Source organism: Vibrio sp. ZF 223 (genome assembly GCF_003050585.1).
In the GTDB taxonomy this organism is placed as follows: domain Bacteria; phylum Pseudomonadota; class Gammaproteobacteria; order Enterobacterales; family Vibrionaceae; genus Vibrio; species Vibrio crassostreae.
In genome coordinates this window covers 492,640-507,887 of the sequence record NZ_PIGB01000001.1, presented here as the reverse complement: position 1 = coordinate 507,887, position 15,248 = coordinate 492,640, and the positions used below count along the sequence as shown (strand labels likewise).

Annotated in this window: 10 protein-coding genes; 5 read left to right on the top strand and 5 right to left on the bottom strand. The window is 45.2% G+C overall.

The window, feature by feature from the left end:
• Positions 1-147 precede the first annotated feature (147 nt).
• Positions 148-1,356, top strand: coding sequence for a maltoporin LamB (gene lamB, locus CWO13_RS02150; protein WP_108082450.1), 1,209 nt, complete (start codon positions 148-150; stop codon positions 1,354-1,356).
• A gap of 161 nt (positions 1,357-1,517) precedes the next feature.
• The gene (locus CWO13_RS02145) at positions 1,518-2,348 is read left to right on the top strand and encodes a MalM family protein (protein WP_017078578.1); all 831 of its coding nucleotides are present in this window, start codon (positions 1,518-1,520) and stop codon (positions 2,346-2,348) included.
• A gap of 634 nt (positions 2,349-2,982) precedes the next feature.
• Here the strand turns inward: CWO13_RS02145 and pulA are convergent.
• Positions 2,983-6,624 (bottom strand): pullulanase-type alpha-1,6-glucosidase, encoded by a 3,642-nt coding sequence (pulA, locus tag CWO13_RS02135; RefSeq protein ID WP_108082614.1) that lies wholly within the window; start codon positions 6,622-6,624, stop codon positions 2,983-2,985.
• Positions 6,625-7,246: 622 nt separating this feature from the next.
• Here pulA and CWO13_RS02130 point away from each other — a divergent pair.
• Entirely contained in the window at positions 7,247-7,636 is a 390-nt protein-coding gene (locus tag CWO13_RS02130; protein WP_102530034.1) for a DUF1294 domain-containing protein, read from the top strand.
• A gap of 57 nt (positions 7,637-7,693) precedes the next feature.
• Here CWO13_RS02130 and CWO13_RS02125 read toward each other — a convergent pair whose 3' ends face one another.
• Entirely contained in the window at positions 7,694-8,278 is a 585-nt protein-coding gene (locus tag CWO13_RS02125) for a LysE family translocator (RefSeq protein ID WP_102530035.1), read from the bottom strand.
• 141 nt (positions 8,279-8,419) lie between these two features.
• Between CWO13_RS02125 and CWO13_RS02120 the strand changes: the two genes are divergently transcribed.
• Entirely contained in the window at positions 8,420-8,860 is a 441-nt protein-coding gene (locus tag CWO13_RS02120; RefSeq protein WP_010431662.1) for an Lrp/AsnC family transcriptional regulator, read from the top strand.
• A gap of 26 nt (positions 8,861-8,886) precedes the next feature.
• Positions 8,887-9,816, top strand: coding sequence for a LysR family transcriptional regulator (locus CWO13_RS02115; RefSeq protein ID WP_004732134.1), 930 nt, complete (start codon positions 8,887-8,889; stop codon positions 9,814-9,816).
• Positions 9,817-9,971: 155 nt separating this feature from the next.
• Here the strand turns inward: CWO13_RS02115 and CWO13_RS02110 are convergent, their stop codons facing one another.
• The 3 genes from CWO13_RS02110 to CWO13_RS02100 form a co-directional block, all read right to left on the bottom strand.
• Positions 9,972-11,033, bottom strand: a complete 1,062-nt coding sequence (locus CWO13_RS02110; protein ID WP_108082449.1) for a c-type cytochrome — start codon at positions 11,031-11,033, stop codon at positions 9,972-9,974.
• A 9-nt stretch (positions 11,034-11,042) separates the two neighbouring features.
• The gene (locus CWO13_RS02105) at positions 11,043-11,684 is read right to left on the bottom strand and encodes a c-type cytochrome (RefSeq protein WP_048660998.1); all 642 of its coding nucleotides are present in this window, start codon (positions 11,682-11,684) and stop codon (positions 11,043-11,045) included.
• A 459-nt stretch (positions 11,685-12,143) separates the two neighbouring features.
• Complete coding sequence (locus tag CWO13_RS02100) at positions 12,144-15,236, bottom strand: tetrathionate reductase subunit A (protein ID WP_108082448.1); 3,093 nt, start codon at positions 15,234-15,236, stop codon at positions 12,144-12,146.
• Positions 15,237-15,248 lie beyond the last annotated feature (12 nt).

The window sequence follows — 15,248 nt, the reverse complement described above, 5'->3', positions numbered from 1 at the left end:
TCATCCCCTCTTAATATTGACCCCGTTGAAACGAATCAGGGGAAACCCTAAACCTCTCTATCTTACGACTACCATTACTGCCTTTGGTTGCCGCAAGAGAGCAAAAATATAAAAACCTAAAATAAATCGTCCTTAATGGAGTTAAGAATGAAAAAAGTAAGTTTGATTGCTGCTGCAGTGGCAACTACATTAGCTGCTGGCTCTGCGTTCGCTGTAGATTTTAATGGCTACATGCGTGCTGGTACTGGTATTAGCGGAAATGATGGTGGTGACGTTTCATTCATGAAGAATGGTATTGGCCGTCTAGGTAATGAAAACGACAACTACTCTGAGTTTGGCTTGGCTGAAGAACTAAAAACTGGTGAGCAAACTTGGCGTTTAGAGTCAATGATTGCTTCTGGTGCTGATGGCGCAAATGGTTGGGAAGACGGTGACTTTAACGTTGCTCAGTTTGCGGTTAAAGCAAAAGGCGTTCTATCTTTCGATGAAGAAGCGACTCTTTGGGCTGGTAAAACATACTACCAACGTAAAGATATTCACATCACTGACTTCTACTTCCTAAATACATCAGGTACTGGTGGTGGTATTGAAAATATTTCAGTTGGTAACCAAAAACTTTCTTTAGCAATTATTCAAGATGGCGAAGATGAGAACGGTGCTGGTTACATGGCTGATGCTCGCCTAGCGAATATCGGTTTATGGGAAGATGCTAGTTTAGAGCTTGGTGTTGTTTACAACTTCGGTACTGAAAACAAGAATGGCAAATACGATGGTGATGATGGTCTACTTGCTACAGGTATTATCCACCAAAACATGAGCAATGGTTTTAACCAAACAGTTGTTCAGCTAGGTACTGCTGGTTACGGCGTTCAAATGGCTAACTTCTGGGGTTCTGGTGCTTACTATGATCGCTCTGGTGCTCAAGATGATGGTTTTGGTTACCGTATTCTTAACTGGGGTGTAATGAACCTAGGCGAATCTTGGGAAGTGGGTCACCAACTTGCATACCTAGCAGGTTCAGACCTAGGTGTTGATAAGCATGATTCAAGCCAATACTCTATCGTGGCTCGTCCAATGTATAAGTGGAACGACACAATGCGTACTATCTTCGAAGCTGGCTATAACGCTGGTGAAGTAGACAACGTTGACTTTGGTGGCGCTAAATTTACTGTTGCTCAAGCATGGGCAATGGGTGACAGCTTCTGGGCTCGTCCTGAAATCCGTGTATACGGTAGCTACCTAATGGATCTAGAAGGTGATTCATTCGGCGAAGTGAAAGATGCGAGCGGAGATGTAACAGCTAAAGGTGCTGACAACGACTTCGTTGTTGGTATCCAAGTTGAAGCTTGGTGGTAAGCCACTTAGCTTAAAATCCTAAACTCTCCTAATTCATAGCCGGCTTGCGTCGGCTATTTTTTTAAGGAATGTACGATTAAGTTGATCGTTCCCTAGGTGAATAGTTCTCTTTGTGGTAATTAAAGTTAGTAAATTTCTTAAAAAAATAAAAAGGAAGGGTTATGTATTTTAAAGCTCTGATGTTGAGTGGCTGTGTTGCATTGGCCGGTTGCCAATCTGCACAAGTAGTCGAGCAAGTGCAAGTGGCACAGGCTGAACAAGTTAACTCGATTACTGGTCTTCAATTTGCCCCGATGAAGCTTCCAAGCTCGGCAATTTTTGATGTGACACCAAATAGCCAAGTATTAAACTATCAAGGAATAAACAGCCCTGTAGTAGCGATTGAACTGCCTGCAGATCGCGGTGAGTACTCGATTAATATCACGAGCATTATCGGCGATACAGCGTTTGTTCCTAATGCGGTTATCTATGACGAAAACGGTAGTGAGCTAGAGCGTTACGGTAAAGAGAGTTTCGAGTACGCTAAACCAAGACTACACTTGGGGAACCGTCTCGTTGCTGAGAACGATTTTTACCCACCGACAACAGCAAAATCAGTTTATTTAGTTATCTATACAGATCAAGCTGATATTGGTGATTTTACTGATGTGATCCATCCTGCTCGTTTAGATGCGGAAGGTCGTGGTAACTATTTACCTGAAGTGAAAGATATCCCGATTCCAAATGCTAACGTTGGTAAGATAGAAGTAACAATCGATAAAGCGAGCTTCTTTTCTATTGGTTCATCGAGCAGCGAATCTAACGCTAAACCAGCCGCTGCGACTAAGATCGATACCATTCAACCTGAAACGCAAACCTACTATCACAATGCGATTCAAACGGCTGTAACTGAAGACAATATTCCTAAAGCTCTGAGCTTATTAGATGAAGCAAAAGCACTAGGTATTGAAGGCGCGCAAGAAGTATTTGTAAAAGCCGTCAATAAAAAGTAGTCGAATAGTTTGTAAATACTGATTGATATAAAGAGAAGGGCTCCTAGTAGGGAGCCTTTTTTATTGATTGTAATATATTAAAAGTAATACTCATGTTAACCAGAATCTTTGAATGTAAATAATCTCAGGCTTACACATAATAACCAATAACCAATAACCAATAACCAATAACCAATAACCAATAACCAATAACCAATAGCTAATATAAATGGGCGTAATTCGTTGTTTATAGTTTTGATTTACTAACTACTAAAAAACACTCTCGTCTATTTTACTCTTGTCAAATAGCTGAATACGAGCTCTATTGACGAATCGCTATTTCATCTAGTGGCCTAAAGTCGGCCTCCTAAACTTTACGTACACTGGAATTATACGTTCACACGACATCGTTATACGTTCACACGACATCGTTATACTTTCTACCAAGAACCAAGAACCAAGAACCAAGAACCAAGAACCAAGAACCAAGGCGGTTTGTTTATCTCTTAACATTTATGTTAATCAAGGTCAGGGAAGGGTGGGACGTGTTGGGATTGGTGTTTGTTGAGCACAAAAAAAGGGAGACTGAGGTCTCCCAAAAGGCTAGCTTGCGCTGGTTTTATTATCTGTTTATTAGAATCGTAAGCTTTAAGGCTTAATTCTTGGTTACTGAAACGACCGCTTTTTCTACATTGTCATCCAGCTCATTAATCGCATTCAGAGTGAAGGTGTAGCTGCCAGCTTCTGCTACGCTTAGTTGGCAGTTACCATCACTACCTAGGTTGATTGACCCATTAGCAAGTTCAACGGAGTCACAACCAAAGTTAGGTGTTTTCCAGTCAGCATCTGCAAACTTGAAGCCATAGTTACCCGCTTCCAAGCTACCTGTTACTGAATAAACGCCGTTACTTACAAAGCTCATTGCCCAACCCTCAACAGGGTTCCAGCCATTCATATCACCACGTACATACACGGTAGTTTGACCGTATGGCGGAATGCTAGACACATCTTTATCAGAGTTATCAACTGGCAGACCGACACCTTGTGCATCACCTTGAGCTTGTACAAATACAGCGGTGGTTAGTGCCGGTACTGTGAAGGTCTCAGCGGCGAAGCTTGCACCTTTCACTGTATCATCAGCAGAGTTTTGTTGAACGTCATGAAGTGTAAAGCCTGTCGCTCCTGTGATTTTGAACGATTGAGATTCATTAGTTGAGTTTACAACTGCCACAATCGCATCATTTGCAGGGTCAAGATCGTCGCCCGCAGACACACCATCATCGATAGACATGACAATCAGGCCTTCGACTTGATCTTCGCCAACATTTCGGAAATCGACACGCTTCATGACTTCGTCTGCTGTATCTAAGCGGAACAGTTCACTTGAGCTACGGATTTTTAGTAGTTCTAGGAATTGCTGCTTAGTCAGCTCAATGTCGTCTGCGTCTGGTTTAGCCGTGCTGTCAGCAATGATAGTTTTGATCAAATCCCAGTTAGCACCATCTTTGTCTTCACGTGGTAAGCCAACATTCCAGTTGTTGTTAGTACCATTAAACATTACGCGGTTGTACCAGTCACCAGAATCGTAAGAATCGCGCTGCATCGACTTAGAACGCAATAGCTCAGAACCCATATGGATGAATGGTATGCCTTGGCCTAACATTACTGTAGAGAGAGATACAGACTGCATGCGAGCACGCTCTGCAGAGCTAGTACCAGTGGCGATTTTGTATGCGTTGTTATCCCACAGCGTTTGGTTATCGTGTTTTGAAACGTAAGAAATGTTCTCTGAAGGCATCTTAGTGTAACCAGCTGGCGCGCCGTTGTAATCAACGTTTTTACCCAGTTTGGTATCGCCTTTGTAATCAATCAGTACGTATTCTGCGAGGTTACCTGCCATACCTAAACGAACAAGATCTTGGTTGTGTAAGCGACCGTTGATTGAGTCTTGATCAACTTTGGTCTCTTCGTTGGCAATCGCTGCGTTACCAAAGCCTTGGTTAAAGCGAAGTGGGTGGTTGCCTTCTGAATCGATGCCACCATCAAACGGGCTACCGCCACGTACGGCGTCACGCAGACGGTCCGAGAAGGTACCGATCTCAGTGCCTGCCATGTTGATTTGGTTCGCTTGATCGAAGCGTGCGTTATCCGCTACTTCGCCGAAATCCCAACCTTCACCGTAGAACAGTGTGTTCTCGTCGATTTTACGAACTTCAGCAAGAGCTTCTACCATTACGTCTTTTGGTTGGTGACCCATTAAGTCAAAACGGAAACCATCCACCTTGTAGTCGTCAGCCCACACCTTAAGTGAGTCGACCATTAACTTACCCATCATTAGGTTTTCGGTCGCAGTGTTGTCACAACAGGTCGAGTTTTCCACGCCACCTGTGTTCACATTAAGACGGTGGTAGTACCCAGGGACAATCTTATCCAGTACTGACTTATCGTTTACGCCAGATGCATTGGTGTGGTTGTATACCACGTCCATGATCAGCTTGAGATTCATGTCGTGCGTGGCTTTCACCATTTGACGGAATTCTAGAATACGTTGAGAACCATTAGGATCGGTCGCGTAGCTGCCCTCTGGCACAGTGTAGTGGAATGGGTCGTAGCCCCAGTTGAAGCTGTCCAGCATGCGCAGGTCGTTCATTAATACTTGCGCATCGCCTGTTGAAGGGTCATAACCATCGAGTACATCTTCGATGACTTTATTTTCGTCTTCGTTTCCACATAAAGCAGCAGTCGGTTTTACATCACACAGTTTGCCAACGGTGTCGGTGATATCAACACGGCTCGCGGCATCTTCATCAACGGTCGCGATATCAAATGCCGGTAAGATATGCAGCGTGGTTAAACCTGCTTCTTGCAGAGCTTGTAGGTGCTTGACCGACTCACGATCGGCTTCTGTGAGAGCGAGGTACTTGCCGTTCAGGCTTGCTGTGCCTAGTTTATCGCTGAAGCTAAAGTCACGAAGGTGTGATTCGTAAAGTACATGGTCTTCGTCTTTTTCTACGGTTGGTCGTACGTAGTCGTCCCAGTTCGTTGGTTTCAAGGTTGAGTCATTTAGGTCAATCACTTGAGAGTACGCAGAGTTTTTCGACAAACTGAGTGAGTAAGGGTCGGTTACTAGGCGAGTTTCAATGTTACCTGTGGTTGGATGGTAAACCTTCACTTGGTAGCGATAGTAACTGTTGACAGCGTTAGGTACCGCATCAGTCGCCCAAATACCCGTCTCAGTGCTTTCCGTCATTGGGAACACTTGTGAACTTTGCAGATCTTCGTTGTACAAGACGAGTTCTACATCTTGCGCGGTTGGTGCCCAAAGCTTGAAGGTCGCTGCACTGCCTTCAACAATCGCGCCTAGTTCTTCGCTCATCGCATTACCAGCATCTTCGCTAGCAAATACCGCATCAAGCACACCTGGCTTTTGAACCTCAGTTGAAGAGATAACATCGCCATTGGCATTATAGGCAACAAAAATTATCTGAGATTTTAAGATGGTGCGTAATGTGTTGTCGTCAACGTCGATAGCAAGGGCAGGTAAGCTTGCAAGGTGGCGGAAACGCTCTTTCAATTCAGTAGAAAGCTCTCCGTCTTTGCTCAGTTCAATTGCAGTGCCACCCACGATTTCTTTGTCGTCGTTCATCGTGATGCTGTTATCGAGTGCGTAGAACAGCTTGACAGAATCGGCGTTACCAGCGGCTTCCCAAGCGATAGTGTCTGCGTCTAACCAATGCGCTTTTTGGCCATCAATATTCACTGGGCGCTCTGAAATTGGGTCGTAGTACAGCTCGCTGCTGCCATGGAACCCGAATACACCTTGCGAATCACCAAGTTTGGTTAACTCGATTTTTGAATTGGCACTACCAAACGCTTTTTCGTCTCCATTGTGTAAGATGAAATTCATGCATTTATGTGGGTCAGAAGCATCAGGATCCACTTTCAATACATAGTAAGCACCGTAAGTATCGCTGATACCATCGTATTCGTAAGGGCTGTTCCAATCGGTTCCGGTTTCACTCAACCCCATGCCGACTAAGTCTGTGCTAGTACAACCTTCGCCATTCCATAGGTGAAGCCCCCAACCGTCGTAAGTAGAGCCCGAAGTGCTCGCGGCTGCAACATCACGTTTGTAATACACAACGACTTCGTTTTCGCCTGCTTTGTATAAGCCATCGTTGCCTGCGTCTGTGTCATTGTCGCTATCACTGCCACAACCTGCGATCAAAGTAGCGGTGAATAGAGGTAAAATCGCTTTGGCCAAAGTCGAGCGCTTGAAGCTTCTCTTTTTGGTCATATTGAAGGTGTTTCGTAGAGAGATAATTTTATTAATATTTATGTTGTTCACGTTTTGATATCCATATTTCACTTTTTATGAAGATAAATATCCTAGCTTTAACCAAGGTCAACTATTTGTGATGGCAATGTATAAAGTTATTTTTAATTCGTAATTATAAGAAACCTAGTGTCAATATCACGCTTTGTATTTGGTTAGTGCTGGATTAATTGGATCAATGACTCATATGTTCGGAATCAATAACCTAAGGCGTAGAGGATAGGAGTAGATAATAAGGATGAGAACTCATCCTTATTAATGTGAGACGAATACCACTTTTTTTGGTTCTTATTTTTTAATGGCAATAAAGTTTTATTTATTACCGTTTTTATTGCTACTATAGCTAATAATAACCCTATTAATTAGTGTGGAGTAACCACAAATATTTTGACACTAAAAATGGATTCACATAAGTGTGAAAATACTGTCATTTCTATTTTCAGATCCTTTCGATTACGATAGATCCAACGTGTGTTTAGGAAGAGGTTTCTTAGTAGACTAGCTCCGTGCTACTGAGCTCTTTCTATCAAAATCTACAGGGCGTAATTGCCACAATATGTGAGCTGTTACCCAAAAGGAGTTGATGTTGTCTTCATCTATTAAAATTGCTATCACCTATCTGATGTTGGTTGCGATATCTGTGTTGTTTGCAGAAAGTTCTAAAGCGCTGTTGGTGTGGTATTTGGTTATCGGATTGGTGACGTTTTTTGTGTACGCGAAAGACAAGCGAGCAGCGATCAATGGTAATTGGCGTGTGCCAGAGAAAACCTTGCATGTTTTTTCTGGGGCTGGTGGTTGGTTGGGGGCTTTGATCGCACAAGACAAGCTGCGTCATAAAACGCAAAAACAGCCGTTCAGAGCGATTTATTGGCTGACGGTGGCAATAAATATAGCAGTGTTTATATGGACGTTAACGCCGAGTGGGCAGGCGATATTTGGTCGTTGGGTTATTGAAATTATTGGGTTTCTTTAAAAACAATATTAATGGTTAGCAGCTGTGTGCTAACCATTAATAGGTAAAGTGAGTCGATTAGAGCATTGGAATCGTTGATGCTAACAGCAACCCCGCCATGCCATAGTTGAAGCTTTTGATGCGGACTGGCGTAGTTAACCAGTGTTGCAGTTGCTTGCCTGCTGCCGTCCAGAAAGTTACGGATGGCAAGTTAGTTAGTGTGAATATCGCTGCGATGATTGCAAGTTCCCACCATGAACTACCGCTGCTATAAACAGAAATGGCAGTCAGTGCCATTGACCAACCTTTCGGGTTCACCCACTGAAAACTTGCCGCGCCAATGAAGGTCATCGGTTTATAAGCTTCACTGCTTTTAGCTTTTCCACTCTTTGCTATTTTAATCGCTAGGTAAACCAAGTAAGCAAGGCTCAGGTATTTTAAGATTTGGTGAGTCACCGGATACGCGTTGAAAATGCCCATTAAACCGAAGCCAACTAACAGCAACATGGCGGCAAAACCTAGAGCAATGCCAAGCATGTGCGGAATGGTACGAGCAAAGCCAACATTGGCACCTGATGTCATCAGCATGATGTTATTTGGACCCGGCGTGAAGGTCGAGACAAACGCAAATAAGGCAAGTGCGCTAAGTTGTTCTAAAGGCATTATGGTTCTCCAGCAATAAAATGAACGAAGTGACTGACCGGTCATGACTTTCACGTGTTGAGAAACATAGTAGGTGGAAAGTGAGGCAATTATGTGCTTTTATTTCATCTATTATCACTAATTGCACAATAATAAGTACCTATGGATAGATTTGACGAAAGGATATTGCAAGAGCTTAAATTGGACGGCAGAATCTCCAACATTGAGCTTTCAGAACGAATTGGTTTGTCGGCCTCTGCAACCTTAAGACGCGTACAAGATCTTGAGCGCAAAGGCATCATCCAAGGTTACCGCGCGGTTTTGGATAATGGCCTAATGGGTGTCGGCTTTATTGCCTATGTTTCGATTGGTTTATCGAGCCACAGCAAATCGGCTCAACTAGAGTTTGAACAACATGTCAGCATGGAAAAAGAGGTAGTGGAATGTCACAACATCACTGGCGCTAACGAGTATTTATTGAGAGTCGAAACCAAAGATCTGCCGGGATATAAGAAGTTTCATGCCGATGTACTTGGGGAATGTGCTCAGGTTCAATCCATAACGACTATGGTTGTGATGGATACCCCTAAAGATGAACGCTAATCGAGTTTTATTGCAGGAGAGGCGAAGTGCCCAATACTAATCAGTTGTTATTGTTCTTAGATGTGGTTCAACAAGGGTCGTTCACCAAAGCGGCAACCTTGCATGATATGGACAATTCATCACTCTCTAAACAGATCAAAAAGCTTGAGCAAGACTTAGGTGTTCAGTTGCTCAACCGCTCTACGCGCTCGTTCTCATTGACGTCGGCAGGGGAAGATATTCTCGCGCAAACCTATGTGTTGAAAGACACCATCAATCAGATCCAAGGCATTGCTGATTCATACCAGTCTGAACCCAAAGGTGTGTTACGAATTACATCTCCGATCTATTTTGGTCAGCAATACCTGCAACCTATCATCACTCAGTTTATGAGAAAGTACCCGGATGTTCAGATTGTCCTTTCACTGGACGATAAGATCGCCAACATCATCGCAGGCCAATTCGATATCGCCTTTCGCTTCAGCAAGCTTGTTGAATCGAATTTGATTGCGAAGAAGATTGCTGACAGTAACTTCATGTTGGTCGCGTCGAATGATTTTGTTAAGCAGCACGGTGAACCTAAGACACCACAAGATTTGCTAGCTTTGCCTGCGGTGATTTATACCAATGGCGATATGACGGTTGATCATCTGCGTATCAGTGAAGAGCCGCATGGCAATACTTTCCAAAGCCTGACGATTCGTGGCAACTATAAGGTGAGTGATGTTCGTACCATGGTGTCTTGTGTGAAAGATGGTCTAGGTTATGGCTTCCTTGATCAATCAAACCTGTATGCCTCAATGAAAGAACTTGGCTTGGTCACTTTACTGCCAGATTATCCGATCTCTACAATCGATACCGCAATCTACGCTGTGTATCCGCACCGTAAGCAGACCAAGCTGGTGAAAGAGTTCATCACTACGGTTCAAGACTATATTGGCTCTCCAACCATTTGGGAGAAGATGCAGCAAGGTTAGCTGCTTCTATGCCATATCAAATAAAAAAAGGAGCCAGAACTTCATACGAACTGGCTCCTTTTTACTCTCAGGCTATAACTGATTTACAATGTAAAGTGTAGCTATAGCTGGTGTGAACGGCTCTTTTCTCGAAAAGAGTCCCTCTTTAAGTGAAGCTAGTGATTATGAATCACTTCTTTGCCACTTGGATAAGCTTTTGTACCCAATACGTGGCCATCCACTTCTTTACCGTAGTAGCCCTGATGTTTGTGATAGCGTTCTGCATTATCAGCCACATCGCCCTTGTATCTCGGGTCTTGTGGGCGCTCATGGCTATTCACAAACGCGGCCACATCCCAAGCATCTTGAATCGAAAGCTGTTGGCTCTTTCCAAGCGGCATGTTTTCATAGATGAAGTAGGCAGCGGTGTTCACGCGGTGCATACCTGCGCCCCAGTTGAACGAATTCTCTCCCCAAAGTGGCGGTAGGTATGAGCGACCATCAGCTCCTTTAATTCCTTCACCATTTTGACCATGACAAGTTTGGCAGCTGGTTTGGTAAACCTTTTCACCACGCGCTATCGACGGCTCTTGTTCTGGGTTGGCAATCTTAGGGTAGCCACGACCTGCCAGCTTGCTGCGGTCATCAATTGGGTATTTGCTTAACAGCTCTTCAGGAAGAGGGAAGCTTTCCGCTTTACCACCGACTTGCAAATCTGCATCGCTGATCTCAGGAACTGGAGTGTCTTGCATGCCGTTTTTATCTAAGATGCCACCCATCGCCAACCAATATGAATAAGCCGTTAGCGCGACCATCTCTTTTGAGCCAACTGCTGGTGGCAAGCCATTCATTGAGTAAGTGAAACAACCTTGGATACGCTCTGCGTAGCTGTTTACCTTGTCGTTTTTCTTACGGTAAGCTGGGTAGGCCATGTAAGCTCCCCATAGAGGCGCTGCATTTGCCTTCATGCCCGCTTGCATGTGGCAGTTTACACAGTTTTGTTCATTGCCTACGAACGTCCCACGCATCTGCTGAGAATCGACAAACAGCGAGTAGCCCAGTTTGACCTTGTCACCAAATTCTCCGGCAGGAATATCAACCAAGTCGCGTGGCACCAGATACTTGTTATCTTGAGGCTTCTCGACAGCGGGCAGTTCGGTTTGGCGATCGGGCAACTCACCTTCGGCGTAAGCGATTCCAGAGGCAAGGGTTGCGGTAATTAAAAGTAATGTTTTCATGCGAGCCCTTTAGTATCGGAAAGATGCGAAGTAGTAAGACAGTTTTTTGATTTCATCGTCGGTTAACTTGCCTGCGATGTTGCCCATCATGTTCAAATCATCACCCTTACGAGTGCCGTTTTTCCAAGCGTTGAGCTGATTTTGAATGTAGTCGGCGTGCTGGCTCGCTAGGCGTGGAAATTTGTCTACACCCATACCACTTGGCCCATGACAGGTTGCACAAGCTGGAATGTTTCTATCCCAATCGCCTTGGAATACAAGCTTACGATAAGGATTATCAATATCAGCCTGTGAGCCGCGCTGTTCTAAATCGCTGAATTCGTATGACGGTAATGATGCAAAGTACTCTGCTACTTCACGACGAACGGTAGGATCAGACACACCATCCGCCATGCCCTTCATGATCGCGCTTTGACGCTCACCACTAGAGAATAGAACCAGTTGGTGTTCAAGGTAGTCAGCATTGAGCCCTGCTAGCATAGGGGCAATGTTGGGCATGCCTTTACCGTCAACTTGGTGGCATCCGCTACAGGTTTCTGCGGCTTCTGGCATTGGATTAGGCGCTGCTTGTGCAAAACCAGATAAAGAAAGGCTTCCCAGAGCTGCGATACAAAGCGTTAGTGTTTGAGTTTTAATTTTCAGCTTAGTCATGAGGCGTCGCTATTGGTTGTAGTGCACGCATTTTCGACATAATTGATTGTTCGCGCTATTGTGGATTTCCACATTAATTCACTTTGAATTTGAGGTGGGTCTCACATTAATAACCTCAACCACTATAATGGTATTGATGTGAATTCCGTTAGGCCAATCCAATCGCTGTTTACGAAATGCAAGGGAACTGCCATGTTCGCCTCGGTGTAACTGCTTGTTAAGGCTCTTTTATGGCACCGATCGTATAAGCATAGCTGCTTTATAGATCCGGGCTTAAAAAGTTGTGATGAAGAGAAGAAAAGAGAAGTGAAGAATCTTTGGTTGTTGCGACTGGATTGGATGTTGAGGATTGAATGCTGTCGATGTATTGACTGTTAAAAAGCAGAGCAACTTCGAATGGTGAAGTTGCTCTGTTGTCACCTTAATTAAGTATCAGTAGGGGCTGTATTGGATTACTGATTAGACTTTGTAGATCTTAGCCGGAAGCGCTTGTCTTGCCGCTGCGCCCACCACCCAATCTAGCATGACGCCTTTGCCTTCTCTCGTCGGGTCAATTAAGCCAATATCATTAATGTTAACGCCATCGTTTGACTTCATTTTTACTGGTTGTTGTGTGTCACCAATCCAGTGTGCACGTTCACCGAGCTCTTTGTGTCCAAAGCCGTGTTCAAAGCCTAATGTGCCCGGCTTGATGCCATCGATCACCATCGCCAACGCTTTTGTGGTTGCGCTCGGCGTTTCGATCGCAAATACGTCACCGGTTTTTAGGCCCGCTGAAGAGGCGTCTTGGGGATGAATGTAAACCGGATTGACCCCTTTGATTGATTCTAAGCGTGGCGACAAGTTAGACACCGCACTGTGAATGTTGGACTTAAAGTTAGTCAGAGTAAATGGCCACTCTTTTGTTGGGAACTGGTCAGCCAATGGTGTGCCATCTGCCAGTTTTTGTGGATACCACGTTGGGCAACCCATGTACTGCTCACCACTGATGGTGTTGCGAGAGGTACCAAGCTTTTCATTCCAGATAGCCAATGGCTTGGTCCATTTGTACTTCATGGTTTCATTGGTATACGCATTGGTTGCGTCTTCAAAACGACCGCCACGCGCAAAGATATACGCCACCTTGAGCATTTCTTCTGGCTTGAGCGTTTCTTTCATCACAGGCATTAGGCGCTCTAGGCCAGACCAAACAATGTCTTCCGCATCGACATTGGGCACGCCGCCTTTGGCAAATGCTAAGTTAGCCGCTGAGCGCAGGTAGAAGTCTTCTGCACTATGGATACCGAACCAATTGCCTTGGCTGTCTTTGATTGCATCATCGCCAAATCCACCTAGATCGAGCGCTTTCGCGACATCAATAAAGAAGTTTTCTAGGTTGATGGCACGTCCGTCCTGAGTGCGAGAAGTTTTAGGTTCAACAATCGGCCAACGAGCGGTGATCGCCTTAGTTGCAACGCCATGCCAAGGTGTTGCCATGCCCCAGCTTTCGTAGGTTACCGTGTCTGGCACTAGGTAATCTGATAGTGCTGTAGTTTCATTGATGAAGGCATCGATAGAGACGATCAAACCAAGCTGTTTTGGGTCCTTAAGCTTGTCGCCTAACAGGTTGTCTAAACCCGGTACGCCATAGAGTGGGTTCGCCATGTGGTTGATCCACGCTTTTACGCGGTAAGGGTAGCCATCAATCGCAGCTGATAAATGCTCGGTTAACAGCGGTGCAGAGATTGGGTACCAAGGCGCGCGTGTTGGGTAAGGTGATTCACCGGCAGCAACACGACGTTTGTATTCGCTGGTCTTGTGGTAAGGAAATTTGCTGCGAGATAAGAACACACCTTGTGGCTTAGTCTTACCTTTAAACTTGGTAAAGTCATAACGTGGGCCTGCAACCGAAGTTGGGTAGCCACCTGCTTTCGCCATCGCCCCACCTTTCGCATTGATGTTACCGATCAGCGCGTTCAGCATCAGAATAGAGAACGAGTTGTAGAAGCCATTGGTGTGCATGTTGCCACCGTGAGTATCCACGACTGCTTTTGTTCCGTAGCTGGTGAAGCGTTTCGCCAGTGCAATGATCTGATCTTGCGGGATTTCACACTGCTCGCTGTAGTAAGCAAGGTCATATTTAAAGGCTTCTTCTTTCAATCTTTGTAGAGAAGACTTAACACGAACGGTCTGACTATCGATTTCTACGTCTTGATCGACGAACAACGCCGCCTCATCAACTTGAACATTTGATGCTAATAGTGACGTTGTCACATCTAGTGCGACGAATGCATCATCGTCAGACATCAGTTCGCCCGTTTCTAGTAAACCAATATCCGATGTACGAAGCATGCGCCCGTTTTGTGGGTGTGTTTCGTCGCTGATCACGAGATGAGATGCATTACACCAGTGTGTGGTGCCTGCTTTCTGCATCGCTTGCGCGCTTGGGCGAGACAAAAAGTCGTGATTGTAGCGCTGGTTCTCGATGATCCATTGGATCATGCCCAGAACTAATGCTGAATCGGTACCCGGTTTGATCGGAAGCCAGTTGTTACGATCGCCCGCTGCAAGGCTTGATGATCCTGCAGGAAGGCTTGGTGTCACTATGGTGTAGCTCAGTTTTCCGTTAGTACGAGCTTCAGCAAGTTGTCGGGCTTGGCGCTTAAACGGGTTACCCGCTTGTGCCGGAGACATACCGATGAAAAGAATGAATTCAGCATTGTTGAAATCGGGTTTTAAGTGCGAGAACTTGTCTAAGTCATTCATGATCGCGCCAGAACCTGCACGGAATGCGTAGCCACAGTAAGAGCCATGGTGGCCGAAGTTTCGTGTGCCGTAGCTGTTGAATGCAAAGCGCTTCAAGATGTCATCACGGCCTTCATTACCCGCGTTGGTTACCAATAACTGGTTGGCTTTTGGGCCGTATTCAGGGTTGTTCGGATCAAGTGGTGTTTCGATATCGCGAATCGAACGTAAGCCTTCGACTTCGCCTTCCCCAAACAAGTCACCACCCTCGGTGATCTCAGAGATAAGCTGTTCGTAGCTGATTGGTTCCCACTTACCTTCACCACGCTTACCAACACGTTTTAATGGTTGAGTGATTCGGTATGGGCTGTTTTGAATCTCTAACATACCGTTGCCACGGGCGCAGGCTGTCGAGCGGTTATTGATGCCTGATTCACCAGACAAGCCAATATAGGCGTCTTTTACGGGGGTTTTGAACGGGATCTGCTGATCACTTGATAGTGGGTGATACGGGTTGCCTGAGATACGTAAGATCTCGTCGTTGCGATTATCGATACGTACACGCAAGCCACACAGTGTCCAGCAACCGAAACACATTGATGGTGCCACGCGTTGGTTGGGATTCGGCGAGATCTTACCTTGCTCATCGACACTGTATTCCGTCTCTAACGAATTACCGTGATGGATGTGATTGGTTTTCTTACCTGCGGTGCCATCAATAGCACCGTGAACCATGTGTTTTGTGGTTGTTGCATAACCTGCTGCAAAAGCTCCAACACCACCGGCAGCAAGGCCTGTTTTCAAAAATTGACGACGTTTGTTATCCATGATGATTCCTCA